At 67.6% G+C, this 17483-nt stretch carries 14 protein-coding genes; 7 read left to right on the forward strand and 7 right to left on the reverse strand.

All coding sequences use genetic code 11. The features are described from left to right. Window positions 1-76 precede the first annotated feature (76 nt). The 5 genes from ETR14_RS12905 to ETR14_RS12925 form a co-directional block, all read right to left on the reverse strand. Window positions 77-637: a helix-turn-helix domain-containing protein gene (locus ETR14_RS12905; RefSeq protein ID WP_129385109.1), complete on the reverse strand. Its 561-nt coding sequence runs from the start codon at window positions 635-637 to the stop codon at window positions 77-79. Beyond that, window positions 634-1002, reverse strand: coding sequence for a flagellar motor switch protein FliN (gene fliN / locus ETR14_RS12910; protein ID WP_371416815.1), 369 nt, complete (start codon window positions 1000-1002; stop codon window positions 634-636). Before fliN ends, ETR14_RS12905 begins: the two co-directional genes overlap by 4 nt. After that, window positions 1002-2564, reverse strand: a complete 1563-nt coding sequence (fliF, locus tag ETR14_RS12915) for a flagellar basal-body MS-ring/collar protein FliF (RefSeq protein ID WP_129391809.1) — start codon at window positions 2562-2564, stop codon at window positions 1002-1004. The genes fliN and fliF overlap by 1 nt, the downstream gene beginning before the upstream one ends. A 387-nt stretch (window positions 2565-2951) precedes the next feature. Continuing rightward, window positions 2952-3347: a TrbC/VirB2 family protein gene (locus tag ETR14_RS28820; protein WP_206186036.1), complete on the reverse strand. Its 396-nt coding sequence runs from the start codon at window positions 3345-3347 to the stop codon at window positions 2952-2954. Between the two features lie 297 nt (window positions 3348-3644). Further along, entirely contained in the window at window positions 3645-6971 is a 3327-nt protein-coding gene (locus ETR14_RS12925; protein WP_129385111.1) for an error-prone DNA polymerase, read from the reverse strand. A gap of 315 nt (window positions 6972-7286) precedes the next feature. Between ETR14_RS12925 and ETR14_RS12930 the strand changes: the two genes are divergently transcribed. Next, window positions 7287-7544 carry a type II toxin-antitoxin system Phd/YefM family antitoxin gene (locus ETR14_RS12930; RefSeq protein WP_129385113.1) on the forward strand — a complete coding sequence of 86 codons (258 nt, stop codon included), beginning with the start codon at window positions 7287-7289 and terminating at the stop codon, window positions 7542-7544. Next, window positions 7526-7954 (forward strand): type II toxin-antitoxin system VapC family toxin, encoded by a 429-nt coding sequence (locus ETR14_RS12935; RefSeq protein WP_206186037.1) that lies wholly within the window; start codon window positions 7526-7528, stop codon window positions 7952-7954. The genes ETR14_RS12930 and ETR14_RS12935 overlap by 19 nt, the downstream gene beginning before the upstream one ends. Before the next feature lie 248 nt (window positions 7955-8202). Here ETR14_RS12935 and ETR14_RS12940 read toward each other — a convergent pair whose 3' ends face one another. Beyond that, a complete protein-coding gene (locus ETR14_RS12940) occupies window positions 8203-10128 on the reverse strand; it encodes a DNA polymerase Y family protein (RefSeq protein ID WP_243455891.1) in 1926 nt (641 codons plus the stop codon). Continuing rightward, window positions 10058-10816 (reverse strand): ImuA family protein, encoded by a 759-nt coding sequence (locus tag ETR14_RS12945; RefSeq protein ID WP_129385115.1) that lies wholly within the window; start codon window positions 10814-10816, stop codon window positions 10058-10060. Before ETR14_RS12945 ends, ETR14_RS12940 begins: the two co-directional genes overlap by 71 nt. 179 nt (window positions 10817-10995) lie before the next feature. Between ETR14_RS12945 and ETR14_RS12950 the strand changes: the two genes are divergently transcribed. The 5 genes from ETR14_RS12950 (at window position 10996) to ETR14_RS12970 (ending at window position 17480) form a co-directional block, all read left to right on the forward strand. Continuing rightward, a complete protein-coding gene (locus tag ETR14_RS12950) occupies window positions 10996-13920 on the forward strand; it encodes a pitrilysin family protein (protein ID WP_129385117.1) in 2925 nt (974 codons plus the stop codon). 158 nt (window positions 13921-14078) lie between these two features. Further along, window positions 14079-15113 (forward strand): sensor histidine kinase, encoded by a 1035-nt coding sequence (locus ETR14_RS12955; RefSeq protein ID WP_243455916.1) that lies wholly within the window; start codon window positions 14079-14081, stop codon window positions 15111-15113. Next, window positions 15110-15916 (forward strand): LytTR family DNA-binding domain-containing protein, encoded by an 807-nt coding sequence (locus ETR14_RS12960; RefSeq protein ID WP_129385121.1) that lies wholly within the window; start codon window positions 15110-15112, stop codon window positions 15914-15916. Before ETR14_RS12955 ends, ETR14_RS12960 begins: the two co-directional genes overlap by 4 nt. 155 nt (window positions 15917-16071) lie before the next feature. Further along, window positions 16072-16653, forward strand: a complete 582-nt coding sequence (locus ETR14_RS12965; protein ID WP_129385123.1) for a PadR family transcriptional regulator — start codon at window positions 16072-16074, stop codon at window positions 16651-16653. Continuing rightward, window positions 16650-17480 carry a hypothetical protein gene (locus ETR14_RS12970; RefSeq protein ID WP_129385125.1) on the forward strand — a complete coding sequence of 277 codons (831 nt, stop codon included), beginning with the start codon at window positions 16650-16652 and terminating at the stop codon, window positions 17478-17480. The genes ETR14_RS12965 and ETR14_RS12970 overlap by 4 nt, the downstream gene beginning before the upstream one ends. Window positions 17481-17483 lie beyond the last annotated feature (3 nt).

Raw genomic sequence — 17483 nt, forward strand, 5'->3', positions numbered from 1 at the left:
GCGCCTGGGAGATGCCGCAATCAACAGGAACCGGAACGGTTGGCGGTCACGCCGCCCACTGCCGGTTCGTCATGGCTCAGGCCGCCGGCGAGACCGGGATGCCTGCCTCGATGAACGTACGCAATTTGTTGCGCATCGTTCGCACCGAGATGCCGAGGATGGTCGACGCCGAGGTGCGGTTGCCGTGGCAGCGCTCCAGCGTCTGCAGGATCAGCTCACGCTCGACGTCGGCAACCGTATGGCCGACGAGGGCCTCGATCTCGATCGGTGCCGCCATGCGGTTGGCGAAGGTCTGGATCGCGGCTGCGATCAGTTCCGCCTCGGGCGGCAGCGGCAGATAGTCGCGGGCGCCGGCATGGATCGCCGCCACGGCGAGCCGGGCCGGAGCATCGATGCCGCAGGCGATCACCGGTGCGCTCAGCCGTTCCGAACGCATCCGTTCCAGGAACGAAATTGCGTCGAGGCAGATGTCGATCATCACCAGGTCCGCGCCGTGGGTGCGCAGGTGGGTCAAAGCGGCGTCGACGGTGTCCGCAGTCGAGACGTCCGCGCCGTTGGCGCGAGCCATCTCGGCCGCGAGCCGGAATTCGCTTCCCTCGATGCCGACGAGCAGCAGGCTGATGGAATGGGTGCTCATCGATCCTGCCGCACGATTTCAGTAAGGGTGACGCCGAGCGCATTGTCGATCAGGACGACCTCGCCGCGGGCGATCAGGCGGTTGTTGACGTAGATGTCGACCGGCTCGCCGACGCGGCGATCGAGCTCGACGACATCGCCCGGCTTCAGCCGCATCAATTCTCCGATTTCCATCCGGGAACGCCCGAGCACGGCCTGAACCTTGACGGGAACGTCGAACACCGCTTCCAGGCCTTCGGGGGTTCCGGTCGGCGCTGCGGATCCGATGGTTGCAACGTCGTCGCCAGGGAATTCAAGCGTTTCGCCTTCGAGCTGCGCCGGCACCAACTGGCGCGGTGCGAAATCCTCGCTCATCATATTCTCCATCACGTGTTCATCCACTGGCGGACAACCGAAGCGGATTCACCGGGGCTCGCCTTGACGGCGTCGCCGATCCGCTTCAGCGCCGAAAGCTTGATCCGGCCGTCGACCTGCGCGAGCGCGATCTCCTGATCGAGCATCGCAAGCTCGCTCTGCGCCGAACGTATTGCTTCCATCTCCTCGAGCGACTGGCCATCGGGGCCGACTGCACCGGGCAGAGCGGGAAGGCCGTCCGGACCGGCGAGGGCCATTGCGGTGGCCGCCTCGCCCTCGGGGGCGCCGCCGCGGCGACGATCGCGCAACATCCGGGCTCCGAACAGGATCACGGCGGCGACGATCAGCACCTTCAGGACACTGAAGATCTGGTCCCAGGGCAGCTTGGACAGCATGCCGTCCGCTTCGCCAAGGTCGTCCGGCGCGGCGAAGGCCATGCTCTCCACGGCAACGCTGTCACCACGTTCGGCATCGAAGCCGACGGCATTCTCGACCAGCCGGGTGAGCCGGGTGATCTGCGCCTGCGGTACGCCGCGGGGGCCGCCATCGACCAGCACCGCGACGGTGAGGCGATTGACCTTGCCTGGCGCACGAACGGTGACGGTGTGCGTCGCGCTGTTGTCGTAGGTCGTGTCTTCGGAGCTCTCGTTCTTGCGCGACTGGCGGGTGTCGCCGGCCGCGCCGCCGGGCTGGCCCTGGTTCTCGGGTAATTGGGTAGCGACGGTGGCGCCTTCCGCGGCGGCGTCATTCTCCTGGCTCTCGTCGCCGGATTCGACGGTGATCTGGTGCTTCACGACCTGCTTGTCGGGGTCGTAGACATTGGCTTCCTCGCGGCTTTGATCGCGCTCGAGCAGAGCGGCGACTTCGACGCGAACCTTGCCTTCGCCGACGATCGGCTCGACCAGGGCCTCGATCTGGTCGCGCATCCGCGCTTCCATGGCCGCCTGGCGCTCCTCGATCTCGGAGCTGTCGGCGCCGCCTGCTTCGCCCGCCCGGGCGAGGAGGGCGCCGGATTGGTCGACGATCGACACGCTCTCCGGCGACAATTCCGGAACGGAGGACGAGACGAGGTAGCGGATCGACTGGATGCTCTGGTTGGGCAGGTGGCCGCGAGTCTTCACGGTCACCGCGGCGGACGCCTTGCGGCCTTCGGCAGCAAACATCGGACGTTCCGGCATGACGATGTGCACCCGGGCCTTCTGCACCGCCTCGAGGCTCTCGATCGATTTGACCAGTTCGCCTTCGATGGCGCGGGTCTCGTTCAATTTGGCGCGCGACGAGGAGACTCCGAACGGCTCTTCCTGATCGAGCACTTCATAGCCGATCTTGCCGCCCATCTGCTCGCCGGCGAGGCTCATGCGCAGCTCGGCAAGCCGGTTCTGCGGCGCCATCACGCCGGTGCCGTCGGCGCTGATCTGGAAGGGGATGTTGTCCGCCTTCAGCTTCTCGGTGATCGACTGGGCCGCGGCCGGATCGAGATCCGTGTAGAGATAGCCCAGTTCCTGCGCCGGCTCGCGAAACGCGAGAAAGCCGAGGAGAAGGAGCAGGGCTCCGCCGACTCCGCCCATGAGCATCAGCCGCTTGGTGCCGATCTGAGCGGCAAGGTTACGCAATCCGTCCAAGGAAAAGGCCCCAATCAATCGGAGGCCTGGTGCCTCCTCCACGACATCATAGGACGGGGCGGCCGCAGGGCGGCGCCAAGGTAGGAATTTTTTGCCGGGTGCACCGGACTCGTGCCATGCCGGGGGCATGGTGCGTGCCGGCGCACGGCCGCGGAGCGGCCGCCAGGAGGACTCGTGCCATGCCGGGGGCATGGTGCGTGCCGGTGCACGGCCGCGGAGCGGCCGCCAGGAGGACTCGTGCCATGCCGGGGGCATGGTGCGTGCCGGTGCACGGCCGCGGAGCGGCCGCCAGGAGGACTCGCGTCATGCCGGGGGCATGGTGCGTGCCGGCGGGCCTGCTCAGTCGCAGCAGGTTCCGTAGTTGGTCGGTGCCGAGGCGCCGGCGAACGGATCGTAATTGCCGCGTGGTTGGGTCGGCAGCGGGGCGGGCATCGGCGCCGACACTGGCGCGGTGACGAATCTCGGTTCGGGGGCGTTCCCTGAGCCTCTGCCAAGCTGCGCGGAAGCGGCATGGATGCCGGCCACGATTGTCGGCGCGCCGAACAGGATGAAGCAGCCGATCACCACCCGCCCTGCATCCCGATAGTGGATCCGCCCGGTGAGCAGCATGAATCCGATCGCGGCGACCGCGATCGTCGCCACGGCGGTGGCGACCGAGCCGAGCAGGAGTCCTTCGAACCACGAAACGGCGCTGGTGAGTGCGCTTGGCTGGGTGACCGAGTCGAGCGGGATCATGGCGCAGTTAACCCCAAGCGTGTGATCAAGCCAAGCGGCGCCCGTGCGCGGGAGCGCGGCCGCTTCGTTGCCGTCAGCGCAGCAGGGTCACCAGGCCAAAGGTCAGCAAGGCCGTGAAGGCGCCGAGCGTGATCCAGAAAGGGCGGCGGGCGAGGGGCAGGAAGAGATGGGCGAGTTCCAGCATTGCAATCGTCCGTGGCGTTCGCGCGCGCCCATCCGGCTTCGATCGTTTCCGTCGCCGCGAGCGCAGCCGTTGGATAAGCGGACAGTGTGACATGGGGAGGACTCCGGCGGCGGTCAGTGGAAGTTGCGGGCCTTGAGGCGGATCGTCGGCTCCGCTTTCTCCGCCGGCGCGGAATCGGCTGCAGGTGCTGGGAGAGGCAGAGGCGCATGCGGTCCGGTCTTGCGGTCACGGGCATCGTAGCCGCCGGTCTTGGCGCCGTCGGCAGGCCCGGTGCGGTGCGGGAAGTCCATCTGGCCAACGGCATGGAGCCGGGGCGTCAGATCCTCCATGCGGGCGGTGACGACGTGAATGACCTCGCCTTCCCTCTGCACGACGCCGCGGATCGAGAGCATCGCGGCGGACAGCACGATCCGCCTCTGCGCTTCGAAACGGTCGGGCCAGAGGATCGCGTTGGCGACACCGGTCTCGTCCTCGATGGTGATGAACAGCACGCCCTTGGCCGATCCGGGGCGTTGGCGGATCAGCACCACGCCGGCGACCTCAACGGCCTTGCCGTCCCTGGTGCGGGCAAGATCCCCGCAGCGTGTGGCTCCGCGGCGGTCGAGCTCGGGCCGAAGGAAGGCGACCGGATGGGCGCGCAGGCTCAGCTGGACGGCGCGATAATCCTCGACCACTTCGCGTCCTTCGGACATCGAGGTCAGCGCCACCTCCGGCTCGCGCCCCTCCAGCGCCGCGAACAGCGGCAGCGGCGTCTCGCCGAGGCCGCGCACCTGCCACAAAGCCTGGCGGCGATCGACGCCGAGCGATGCGAACGCGTCGGCATCCGCCAGTTTCTCGAGCGCCGCGAGCGGCACCCCCGAGCGCCGCCATACCTCCTCGATCGAACGGTACGGCGTCTCTCCGCGCGCGGCGATGATCTGCGCCGCGTGGAGGTTGGAGAGGCCGCGCACCATGCGCAGGCCGAGGCGGAGAGGGAGATAGCGATCTTCCCGGCGCGCTGGACGCGTCGGGAATGGGGTGTCGGCGGGTCGACATGCCAGGGGGAGGGGCGCGCTCGATGCGGCACATGAATGTGCGAGCTCCTCCAGCGTGCAGTCCCAGCGGCTCTCGTTGATGCAGATCGGCCGCACCGCGACATCATGATCGCGCGCGTCGCGGACGATCTGGGCGGGGGCGTAGAAGCCCATCGGCTGGGCGTTGAGCAGGGCGCAGCAGAAGATGTCGGGATGATGGCATTTCATCCAGCTGGAGGCATAGGCAATCTTGGCGAAGCTGGCGGCGTGGCTCTCGGGAAAGCCGTAGCTGCCGAAGCCCTCGATCTGCTTGAAGGTGCGCTCGGCGAATTCGCGCTGGTAGCCGCGGGCGGCCATCCCCTCGATCAGCTTGTCGCGAAAGTGGCTGACCCCGCCGGTATATTTGAACGTCGCCATCGCCCGGCGGAGCTGGTCGGCCTCGGCCGGGGTGAAGCCCGCGCCGACGATCGCCACCTTCATCGCCTGCTCCTGGAACAGCGGTACGCCAAGCGTCTTTTCGAGCACCGCGCGGAGCTCGGGCCGCGGATATTCCGGCACCTCCTTGCCTTCGCGGCGGCGCAGATAGGGGTGGACCATGTCGCCCTGGATCGGCCCGGGTCGGACGATCGCGACTTCGATGACGAGATCGTAGAAGCGCACCGGCTTCATCCGCGGCAGCATCGCCATCTGGGCGCGGCTCTCGATCTGAAAGACGCCGAGCGTGTCGGCCTTCTGGATCATGCGGAAGACCTCCGGATCGTCATCCTGGAGATCGGCGAGGCCGATATCGATCGCCTTGTGATCGCGCAGCAAATCGAAGGCGCGGCGCATGCAGCCGAGCATGCCCAGGCCGAGCACGTCGACCTTCATGAATTTCAGCGCCTCGATGTCGTCCTTGTCCCATTCGATGACCCGCCGATTCTCCATCGCCGCCGGCTCGATCGGCACGAGATCGTCGAGCCGAGCCTGGGTCAGCACGAAGCCGCCGGGATGCTGGGAAAGGTGGCGCGGCGTGCCGATCAGCTGGCGCGACAATTCGAGCGTCAGGGCAAGGCGTGGATCCTCGCTGTCGAGGTTCAATTCTTCGACATGGCGATCCTCGACCCCCTCATTCGACCAGCCCCAGACCTGGCCGGCGAGCGCCGCGGTCATGTCTTCCGGCAGACCCAGTGCCTTGCCGACCTCGCGCACCGAGCCGCGGGCACGATAGCGGGTGACGACGGCGGTCAGCGCGGCGCGGTGATGGCCGTAGGTGTCGTAGATCCACTGGATCACCTCCTCGCGCCGCTCATGTTCGAAATCGACGTCGATGTCGGGCGGCTCGGGCCGCTCGGGCGAGACGAAGCGCTCGAACAGCAATTCGTGCTGGATCGGATCGATCGACGTGATCCCGAGCAGATAGCAGACGCAGCTGTTCGCCGCCGATCCGCGCCCCTGGCAGAGGATGCCCTTCGATCGGGCGAACTGGACGATCGAATTGACGGTCAGGAAATAGGGCGCGTAGCCGAGCTGATCGATCATCTCGAGCTCGTGGCGCAATTGCCGCGCGGTCGCTTCGGGCACGCCGTCCGGATATTTGTCGCGCGCCGCGTCCCAGCTCATCTTTTCCAGCGCTTCCTGCGCGGTCAGGCCGGGGATCACCGCTTCCTCGGGATATTGATAGCGAAGCTCGGAAAGATCGAAGGTGCAGCGGCAGGCGATCTCGGCGCTGGCCTCGATCGCGTGCGGGTAAGCGGCGAACCGCCGGGACATTTCTTCGGGGCTTTTCAGATGCCGGTCGGCATGGCGCTCTCGGCGGAAGCCGAGCTGGTCGATCGTGCATTTCTCGCGGATCGCGGTCATCACGTCCTGCAGCATCCGCCGCTCGGGGCTGTGATAGAGGATGTCGCCGCAGGCGACGCTCTTTACCCTGGCGTTGCGGGCCTGGCCGTCGAGGCGGTGGAGACGCAGCGCGTCGCCGGGACGGCGGCGGATGGTCAGGGCCTGGTAGCCGCGATCGCCGAACGTGCATTTCAGCCGCTGGAGCAGGCGGCCATTTTCGGCATCCGCCGCTTCGGGAAGATGGATCGCGATCAGCCCCTCGGCATGCGCCTCGACGTCGCCCCAATGCAGGGTGCACGCCCCCTTGCCGGCGCGCGCCTTGCCGATCGACAGCAAGCGGGTGAGCCGCGACCAAGCGGGGCGATCGATCGGGTAGACGAGCAAAGCGGTGCCGTCGGCGAGATCGAGCCGGCAACCGGCGACCAGGCGGACGCCGGTCGCCTTTGACGCTTCCCAGGCACGGACGATGCCGGCGACCGAATTGCGGTCGACGATGCCGAGCGCGGGCAGCCCCAGCACGGCCGCCGCCGAGAACAATTCCTCCGCCCCCGACGCCCCGCGCAGGAAGCTGAAATGCGAGGTGACCTGAAGCTCGTGGTAGGTCACGGCGCATGTCCGTGGGTGCGGCTTCTCCGCCCCTCCCCGGCAGGGAGGCGCCGATCTTTCATCCCCTCCCTTTCAGGGAGGGGCTGGGGGTGGGTTGCGACTGAGCGCCCTCGATGGGCGTGAAGGCGCCCGCCTGCGATCGAGAGCCGCTCGGCTGCATCGAGCAGCCTCGCGTCTACCCACCCCCGTCCCCTCCCTGCCAGGGAGGGGAGCAAGAGAGCCTTTTCCCTCGAGCGGGTGGCTGTTGGGCGGGTGGCGTATTGCCCGCCTTTTGCGGGGTGACTACATGAACTGGTCACATCCATGGAGCAGGCGATGGGCAAGACGATCGGAGCGGCGGAGTTCAAGGCGCATTGCCTGCGCATTCTCGATGAGATCGCGCGCAGCGGTGAGGGTGTGACCATCACCAAGCGCGGTCGCGCCGTGGCCGAAGTCACGCCGATCGCGGCACAGGAAGAGCGGGACTTCATCGGATCGATGAAGGGCTCGCTCGTTCTGCATGATCGTTCGTTCGATCCGGCATCGGAAAAGCCCTGGGATGCCGAGCAGGGCCTGTGGGAGCCGGAGCCCTGATCGTCTCCGACACGCATGCCCTGATCTGGGCGGTCGAAGGCAGCAACCGGCTCGGCCCTCGAGCGATCGAGGCGGTCGAGACGGCGGCGGCCTCCGGCAGCCTGTGCGTTTCGGCGATCACGCTTTGGGAAATCGCGATGCTCGCCGACAAGGGCCGGATCGTCTTCGCCTCCGGCGTGCGGCGCTGGATCGAGACCCTGCTGTCCAGACGCGGGATCAGGTTGATCGCGCTTGAGTCGGCGATCGCTATCGATGCGGGATGCCTCCCGGGCATCATCCACGGCGACCCGGCGGACCGCATGATCATCGCCACGGCGCGTTTCCTCGCCTGCCCATTGCTCACCGCAGACGAACGGATCCTGGACTATGCGGGCGCAGGCCATGTCGCCGCGCGCGATGCACGGCTTTAGCAGCCCCTCCCTCGTAGGGAGGGGTTGGGGGTGGGTTGCGACTGAGTGCCCTCGATGGGCGTGAAAGCGCCTACGTGCGATCGAAAGCCGCTCGGCTGCATCGAGCAGCCTCGCGTCTACCCACCCCTGTCCCCTCCCTGCCAGGGAGGGGCGTAAGAAAGCCTTCTGCGCTGATTGCGTGGCCGACAAGGAGCGCTGCTCCCCCGTGTTTGGGGAGGAGCGAGGCGGGAACCCGGCCGACAACCGCCTCACGCGAACACCCCGTGCAGATACCAGCTCAGATCGCCGGTCGCGGCATCGACACCGTCGCCGCGGCGGTAGAGCCAGAAGCGTTCGCCGCTTTCGTCCTCCACCTGGAAATAGTCCCGCACCGCATCGGCCTCGGCGCTTCGGCGCCACCATTCGCCGAAAATCCGTTCCGGTCCGTCGGCGCGGGCGATGCGATAGGGGCGGCCGCGCCAGGTGAAGCGGCGGGGCGGCAGATCGGGGAGGAGGGCGACGACATTCTCGACCCGCTCGGGCGGCGAGAGCAGGCGCACCGGCCGCGGGAAATCCGGCCAGGGATGCGTTGCCCCAAGTGGTGCGGTGCGGCGGACACTGCGTTCGGGGACGTCGCTCTCGACCGCGGACAGGCGAAACAGGGCGCGTGCGCCGAGCCGGCTGGCGAGTCGGTCGACCAACGGCGCGAGATCGGCCGAAGGCGCCTCTCCGGTCAGCGCGCCGGCCAGCGCTTCCGGTCCGAGCGGCTCGGCGCGCAGGGCGATCAGGCGGAGCGCGTCGAGGCCGTAACCGGGCTCGATCGTCTCGATCTTCATCCTGAGCAGGCGCAGGAGGTGCCTGGCGTCGCGGGTCGCGCGTGCGGTGCCGATGGTGATCCGTTGCGCCTCGCCGTCGACCCGGTCGCCGATCAGCGTGAGGATGCGTGCGCCCAGCCCGGCCTTGGCCAGCGTCTCGATCAGGCGGGTCATCAGCGTGGTCATCGCCTGCTCGATCGCTTCGGGCGTGGCGATCGGCTCGGCGAAACGCAATTCGGCGCCGGGCGTCTCCTCGGGCACCACCGGCTCGATCGGCTCGCTCGCGCCGCCGAGCGCCTGATCGAGCCGGGTCAGAACCTGGCGGCCGAAGCGACGCTGGAGCGGCCCGCGCGGCATTGCGACGAGGTCGCCAATCCGTTCCAGGCCCAGCCGCCGCGCGGTTGCGAGCGCATCCTCCTCCAGGCGCAGCGCGGCGATCGGCAATGGTGCCATCGCCTCGGCTTCACCGCCCGGGCGGCAGAGATGGAGCGGTGCCGGGCCGAAGCGGGCGAGGGCATGGGCCGCGCCGGGCGTGCCGGCGACGGCGATCCGCGCGCGGTAACCGGCCCGTGCGCAGAAGCGGAGGATATGCGTGCACATCCGCTCCTCGCCGCCGAACAGATGGCTGACCCCGGTCAGGTCCAGGAACAGGCCGTCCGATCCCGACAGCGATGCCCGCGGAGTCCAGCGTCGCGCGGCGTAGAGCGCAAGCGCGCCGAGCAGCGCTTTGTCTCCGTCCGGATCGGCGTCGCGAACGTCGAGGCCCGGCACCAGGGCACGGGCCTGGGTCGCGGCCATGCCCGGGTGGAGACCGAGCGCCCGGGCATTCTCGCAGACTGAGGCGACCAGCACGCGGTTGCCGGTGCGGGCGACGGTGATGAGCGGCGGCTCGGCCGAGGATTGCGGTTTGGACCTGGCGCGTGGCGGTGCCACCGACGGCAGGACGTCGCGGGTGGCGATGCGCCGCTGAATATCCTCGACGTTGCGGGCACGGAAGGGAGTCTCGGCCGCTTCGGTGCGGCGGCCGAGCTCGCGCATCGTCGGGCGCTGGTGCGCGGGCAGCGCCTCCGCTTCCTGCACCACCGCTTCGCGCGACCAGCGCGCACCGGGGCGCCAGCCGCCGCCGCGCGGGCAGGAGCAATCGCCAAGACGCGTGCCGGGCTCGGGTTCCGCCCCTGCAGGCCGATCCGGCGCCGGTGCGGGCGCGATCGTGCGCGGCCCGGCAGGCCGGCCGAGCGGCATCGTCGACGTGCGGTCGGCAGGCGGCGTCGCGGCAGGCGAAGCGGAGGAACGGGCGGATGGCCCGCTGTTACGCCGCCGCTCTTGCCGGATGCGGTCGGTGCTCAGGGCCGTCAGGCAGAGCGAGGCGACCCTTCGCATCTGGGCCCTCCATGATCCAGTGGTGGGGCTCGCCGCCGCGCTGACGGGCAAGATCGAGGCGCCAGCGCGGGCGGCCGATGCCGGCGACCGGCAGCGCCCCGGACGGGGCGCAGCCGACCCGCCAGCGAGTCACCGCGGCGGAGGGAGCGGCGAGCGGATCCTCCTCCTGGCGGCGCCATCTTTTCAGCATCAACGCCATCGTGCCGCCTTCCTCGGCGGCGAGCTGGAGCCGGCGCGTCGCCGCCATCGGCACCTTGCGGACCTCGCCGATGACGGCGGCGAGGCCGCCGTGACGCAGCCCTTCCTCCATCACCGCCAGCACATCCTCGTCGCGGCCGCATTCGGCATAGAGGACGTTGTCCGGGGAAAGACCGGCCATGGCGAGCCCGGGGGCGAACAGATCGCGTCGGGAGAGCGCCCACAACACCATGTTGTTGGCGTCGCAGCGGCGGGCCGCGATCGAGGCGAGGAACAGGGTTGCGGCGGCATCGTCTGACAGGCCGGACCGATCCGGTGCCACTTCGTGCAAGGCAGCGCAGGCGAGACCGCCCCCGGCCAGCCGGGCATCGATGGACTCGATGCCGAAAGGCAGGCATTCGCGGTCTCCGGCAATGCCGGCCGATTCGATCGCGCGCACCTCGGCTCTCAGGGCTTCCAGGCGTTCGGAACGGGCGGGGATCGGGACCATGGTGACTCAGACTCACTTGTTCCCTTTATGTTCCGCTGTCGTTCAGCCGGAGTCAAGCAGTCCAAAGGCGTAGGTATTTTCCCGCAAGCCGCCGCAGCGCGGCGGTCCTCCAAAGCGGCGCAGCCCTCCCTATCTAGGGCAGCGCTTGTCCGAGCCTGTGAAACGAGATCCCGATCCCGATGTCCTCTCTTCGCCGTTCGATCCTTCCCTTGCTCCTCCTCGCCACCGCTCCCGTCGCCGCCCCGGGATTGACGGCGCCTGCCCGCGCGGCCGCAGGCGACAGCGGCTGGTTCTACCGCGGCAGCGACATCGCGCCCGATCCGGCGTGGACCTTCGGCACGCTTCCCAACGGTCTTCGCTATGCCGTTCGGCGCAATGCCTTGCCGGCGGGCCAGGTTTCGATCCGTCTGCGCATGGACGTCGGCTCGCTTGCCGAAGGGGATCAGGAGCGCGGCTGGGCGCATTATATCGAGCACATGGTGTTCCGCGGCACCGCCGCATACCATGACGGCGAGGCGCGGCAGACCTGGCAGCGGCTGGGTGCGAGCTTCGGCAGCGATACCAACGCCTCGACCCAGCCGACCCAGACCGTCTACCAGCTCGATCTGCCGAAGAACGACCCGGCCTCGCTGGAACTCAGTCTGAAGATCCTCGCCAGCATGGCCGACACCGCCACCTTCGATCCCGCCATTGTCGAGGCGGAGCGCGGCGTCGTCCTCGCCGAATATGGCCGCCGTCCCGAGCTCTCGGTCAAGCTCGGCGATCTCACCCGCAACCTGTTCTTCTCAGGCCTGAAGTTCGCCGATCGCGACACGATCGGCACCGAAGCGACCTTGAAAGGCGCGACCGCCGCCGGTCTGAAGAGCTTCTACGAGCGCTGGTACAGACCGGAGCGGGCGACTCTCGTCCTGGTCGGCGACGCCGATCCCAAGATGCTCGAGGCCCTGGTGGCGAAGACCTTCGGCGGCTGGGCCGGCACCGGAACGGCGCCGTCCGATCCTGAGATCGGCGCCATCAAGCCGGTGCCCGAGCGGACCGCGGCGCTCGCCTATCCCGGTTCGCCTTATGCCGCCACGTTGAGCTGGGTGCGGCCTTATCGCCAGCTTCCCCACACCAGGGCACGCGAACGCGAGGATCTGGAGGAAGCGCTCGCCAAGCGGATCCTCAATCGACGTCTCGAAGCCAAGGCACGTGGCGATGCCGCCTTCCTCAATGCCCAGATCGGCGGCGACCGATCGACCGACATCGCCGATTACACCCAGGTTTCGGTGATGGCCAAGGAAGGGCGGTGGAAGGAAGCGCTGAACGAGGTCTATGCGATCCTCGCCGATGCGCTTCGCGCCCCGCCGAGCGACGCCGAGGTCGCGCGCGAGATCGACAATCTCCGCTCTTCCGGCCGCGCCAATGTCGAGGGCGAGCCGACCCGCAAATCCAATCAATGGGCGCAGGCCCTAGTCACGGCGATCGACGGCGACAGCATCGTCTCGAGCGCACCGGTGACCATGGCTTTGTTCGAGGCGCTGGCGCCGCAGATGACGCCGGCGACGATCGAGGCGGGCATGAAGCGCCTGTTCGCCGGCAGCGGGCCCCGCATGGTGCTGCTCTCGCCCGATCCGGTGTCGGGGGTGCCGCAGGCGCTCGCCGCAGCCGAGAAGGCCGCCCCCGCCGCGCGCCTCGCTGACCGCAAGGTGACGATGGACGATCTTCCAGCCTTGGGCGCCCCCGGCCGCGAAGTGTCGCGCGAGCAGATACCGGATCTCGGCGTCACCATCGTCCGCTTCGCCAACGGATCCAGCCTCGTCTTCAAGAAGACCGATTTCGAAAAGGGCCGGGTCAACGTCTCGCTGCGCTTCGGCAATGGAATTTCGGGCCTGCCGACGGATCGGCGGACGATCGCCTGGATGGGCTCGCTGATCGGATCGACGGGGATCGCCGGGCTCGATCTCGACGCGCTCGAGCGGCTGCTGACCGGCCGGCGGATGACGATCGGCTTCGGCGTCGCCGAGGATGCGTTCGAGCTTGCAGGCACCACCAATGCGCAGGATCTTCCCGATCAGCTGCGGCTGCTCGTCACCAAGCTCGCTTACCCGCGCTGGGACGCGACCCTGTTCAACCGGTACAAGACGGCGGCGCTCGAAAATTACCAGTTGAGCTTCTCGTCCGCATCGGCACGGGCGAGCCGCGAGTTCGGCGGCTTCAACCATGACGGCGACGCCCGCTGGAGCGCGGTCGAACGGGACGAGATCGCCAGGGCGACGCCGCAGGATTTCCAGAAATTCTTCCAACCTCTGCTGCAGCAGGGATCGATCGAGGCTGTCGTGATCGGCGATGCCGATCTCGAGCCGACGGTTGCGGCGATGCTGAAAACGGTCGCGGCGCTGCCGAAGCGCACGGACGTGCCGCCACCACCCGCCTCGCTCGCGGTGCGGCCGCCACGCGCCGGCGAGACTGCGCGGTTCGATCACCAGGGCGATCCGACCCAGGCCTATGCCGCGATCGGCTGGTCCACGTTCGGCGGCATCGACAACAGAAAGGCGCGGCGCGCGTTGGCGCTGGCCGGCAACATGATCCAGGTTCGTCTGTTCGAGCGGCTGCGAGATGTCGAAGGCGCGACCTACTCACCCAACGGCTTCGCCAGCAGCTCCGAGATTTTCGAGAAATGGGGGGTGCTCGGCGCCGCGGCCGAAGTGCGGCCGGAGCGGACCGATCTTTTCTTCCGCCTCGCCCGAGAGATCGTCTCCGACATGGCCGCCAAGCCCGCGCCCGCCGACGAGTTCGAGCGCGCGATCAGTCCGGTGATGAGCGGCCTCGATCGGCGGCTCAAGACCAATGCCTACTGGCTCTCGGCGATGGAAAGCTGGTCGCGCAAGCCCGGCCTGATCGAACTCACGCGCACTTTGGAGTCCGACTACAAGGCGATGACCGCGGAGGACGTTCGCGCCGCGGTCGCCGCTTATGTCGCTGACGAGGATCCCTGGGCCTTCACCATCGTGCCGGCACGCGCAGCCGCCGCGTCGGCGGCCGGCCCTGCCGCTCCGCCGCCCGCAAAAGCGGCTCCGGCCACCGCAGCTTCCGCCCCTTCCGCAGCCGGAACGGGAGGCTGAAGGTTTCCATTCGTCGCAGAAACGCTCTAGAACGGCCGACGGTGTCCACGAGCGCAGTTCAGGCAGGAGCCCCCGGGAGGGGCGAGGCAGCAGGCGGCTGGAAGCCTTTCCGGCTTCAGCAGCAGCCCTTTTTCGACGACAAGAACCGGGCGTTCTGGATCCTCCAGTCGGCCGGCTGGGGCGGCTATTTCTTCCTTCGCAGCCTCTCCGGCCTCGCCAACAATTTCGGCTTCAACCTCGTCATCCACATCGCGCTGCTGACCGCGACCGGCTATTCGCTGACCCTGCTGATGGCGGCGATGTTCCGGCGGCTGATCAAGATGCGGCCGGTGATCACCTGGGTGACCTCGATCATCCTGGTGCTGATCGCCTCTGCGGCCTTTTCGGCGATCGAGACGTGGAGCCACGCGACCTTCGTCAAGCCGGGAATCACGCCCGAAGGCCTCCAATTCTTCGGATCGATCATCCTCACCGTCTCGCTGCTGGTGGCGTGGTCGGCGCTCTATTACGGGATCAATTACTACCTGCTGCTCGAGGAGCAGAGCGATCGCCTGCTCCGGCTCGAGAATCAGGCGAGTTCGGCGCAGCTGGCGATGCTGCGCTACCAGCTCAATCCGCATTTCCTGTTCAACACGCTGAACTCGATCTCCACTCTGGTGCTCTTGAAGCAGACCGAGCGGGCCAACGCGATGCTGTCGCGCCTGTCCTCGTTCCTGCGCTACACGCTGGTCAACGAGCCGACGGGGTCCGTGACGGTGGCGCAGGAGGTGGAGACCTTGAAGCTCTATCTCGACATCGAGAAGATGCGCTTCGAAGACCGGCTGCGGCCGCGCTTCGAGATCGACGAAAGCGTGTCGAAGGCACGTCTGCCGTCCTTGCTCCTCCAGCCTTTGGTCGAGAATGCGATCAAATATGCGGTCACGCCGCAGGAGGAAGGGGCGGACATCGAAGTTTCGGCGCGCCGGTTCGGAGAGCGGGTGGTGATCACCGTCCGCGATACCGGTCCGGGCGCGGAAGACCATTGGGTGAAGGCACAGGAGTCGACGGGGGTCGGGCTCGCCAACATCCGGGACCGACTGGCGCAGGCTTATGGCCCCGACCATCGGTTCGAAACGGATACCAACAGGAGCGGGGGGTTCAGCGTTACCATCGAAATACCCTATCAGATTGAAACATCCGAGGAGCCGAAATGACCATTCGCACGATTCTCGTGGACGACGAGCCGCTTGCCATTCAGGGCTTGCAGCTTCGCCTCGACAAGCACGAGGACGTCGAGATCGTTGAGACCTGCTCGAACGGACGCGAAGCGATCCGGGCGATCAAGACTCACAAGCCGGATCTCGTTTTCCTCGACATCCAGATGCCCGGCTTCGACGGTTTCTCGGTGATCCAGGGCCTGATGGAGGTGGAGCCGCCGCTGTTCGTCTTCGTCACCGCTTATTCCGATCACGCCATCCGCGCGTTCGAGGCGCAGGCGGTCGACTATCTCATGAAGCCGGTGGAGGAGGATCGGCTCGCCGACACGCTCGACCGGGTTCGCAACCGGCTCGCCGAGAAGCGCGGGGCCGAGGAGGCCGGCAAGCTCAAGGAAGTGCTCGCCGAAGTGGCGCCGGACGCGGTCGATCAGGTCGGCTCCGGGGGCGGCGACGATACCCACAATTCGAACCGCTACGAGAAATTGATCAACATCAAGGATCGCGGCCAGATCTTCCGCGTGGACGTGGATTCGATCGAGAAGATCGATGCCGCCGGCGATTACATGTGCATCTATACCGGCGACAACACCCTGATCCTTCGCGAGACGATGAAGGATCTCGAGAAGCGCCTGGATCCCCGCCGCTTCCAGCGCGTCCACCGCTCGTGCATCGTCAATCTCGATCAGGTCCGCCAGGTCAAGCCGCACACCAACGGCGAATGCTTTCTGGTGCTGGAAAGCGGCAGCCAGGTGAAGGTCAGCCGCTCCTATCGCGACGTCGTCGCACGCTTCGTGCACTGAGCCGAACGGGGGAAGCGCGGCGCTTCCCCCCATCCTCCAAACCAATCCGATATCGCAGACGTGCTGCGTTCTGCCGGCCACGCGCTTGCCCGAAGGCCGCGCTGGGCGAGGCCTGTCTACGCCTGATTGAAGTTTAGTACGAATCGTACTAAACCATGGGCGTCTTCAGGAAGGCAGCCCTCATTCGGACGATCACGCCCCTCGGTTACGCCCTGCTCGGTCTGATGGGAGAGACTCCGCGCAGCGGCTACGCTCTGCGGCGCGTGTTCGAGACGACCCCGCTTGGCGCCTATTCGAGCAGCCCCGGCAGCATCTACCCGGCGCTGCGCAACCTCGAGGCGCTCGGCCTCGCCCGGCAGGAGCCGCTCGGCGCCAGCAAGAAGGGCTATGTTCCGACTGCGCAAGGGCGCGCCGCGCTCGACGCATGGTTGGCCGCGCCGCCGACTGCGGCCGAGGTCGCGGACGATCTCGGCATCGTCCTTCTCCGTTTCGCCTTCCTGCAGGGCCGCAGCAGCCCGAAGGAGATCGATGCCTTTCTCGCGGCATTTGCCGAGGCGTGCGACGCGCACGCCGCCAGGCTCGAGACTTTCCTGGCCGGTACTAACGGCCAGGCGCTGTCGCTGCACAGCCGCCTCGCCGTCGACCATGGACTGAGAGCAATTCGATCGTCCGGGCAATGGGCCCGGGATGCGCGTGCGAGCCTCGCCCGCGCCCAGAATGGGGAGGGAGACGGATGAGGACCATCGCAAGGGATATCGGCAAGACGCTGCTCGTGTGGGCAGCGCTGACCATCGGCATGATCGCCGGCGCTCTCGTCGCCGCCCTGCCGCAGGGCAAGGCGATCGTCGATGGGCCGTTCACCTCAGGTCAGGCACTGCTGCTCGCCAATGCCCTTCTCGCTCTGACGATCGCCGTGCTGGCGCCGCGCATCGCCGGCCGCATTTGGCAGCGTGCACTGACCTTGTTCGTCCTGCTCTACTGCGTCGAGACCCTGCTTTCGGTGATCGAGGCGCTTTACTTCCAGCGCTATCTCGGCCTTCCCGCAGGCCTGCTCGGCGGACTGGCGGTGATCAACGTCGTCAAGTCCGCACTGGCCGCCGGCGCCGCCGCCTGGTTGTGGCGCGCACCCGAAGCCCCGCAGCGGCATCCGCGCGGGCTCGCCTGGAAGCTGCCGGTGCTCGCGCTCGCCTATGTCGGCTTCTATTTCGGCGCCGGCGAGTTCATCGCATTCCAGAGCGAAATCGTCCGCGCTTATTACGGCAACGCACTGGAGATCGACCGCTTCAATCTCGCCTTGCTCCAGATCGGCCGCGGCGCGATCTGGGCGGGCCTCGCCTGGCTGCTGGCCCGGACCTTGGTGGGATCCCTGACGGCGCGCATGCTGCTGACCGGCCTCGCTTTCTCCCTCTTCATGATCGTCCCCCTGCTGTTCCCGTCGGAATTCATGCCGTGGAGCGTCCGCTCGGTTCACATGATCGAGATCGGCGTTTCCAACCTTCTCTACGGCCTGTTCGCCGGCTGGCTGCTCGGAAGCGGCATGGACAGCAAGGCGCGGGCGTCCTAGCCT

It is taken from the genome of Sphingosinicella sp. BN140058 (assembly GCF_004135585.1).
In the GTDB taxonomy this organism is placed as follows: Bacteria; Pseudomonadota; Alphaproteobacteria; order Sphingomonadales; family Sphingomonadaceae; genus Allosphingosinicella.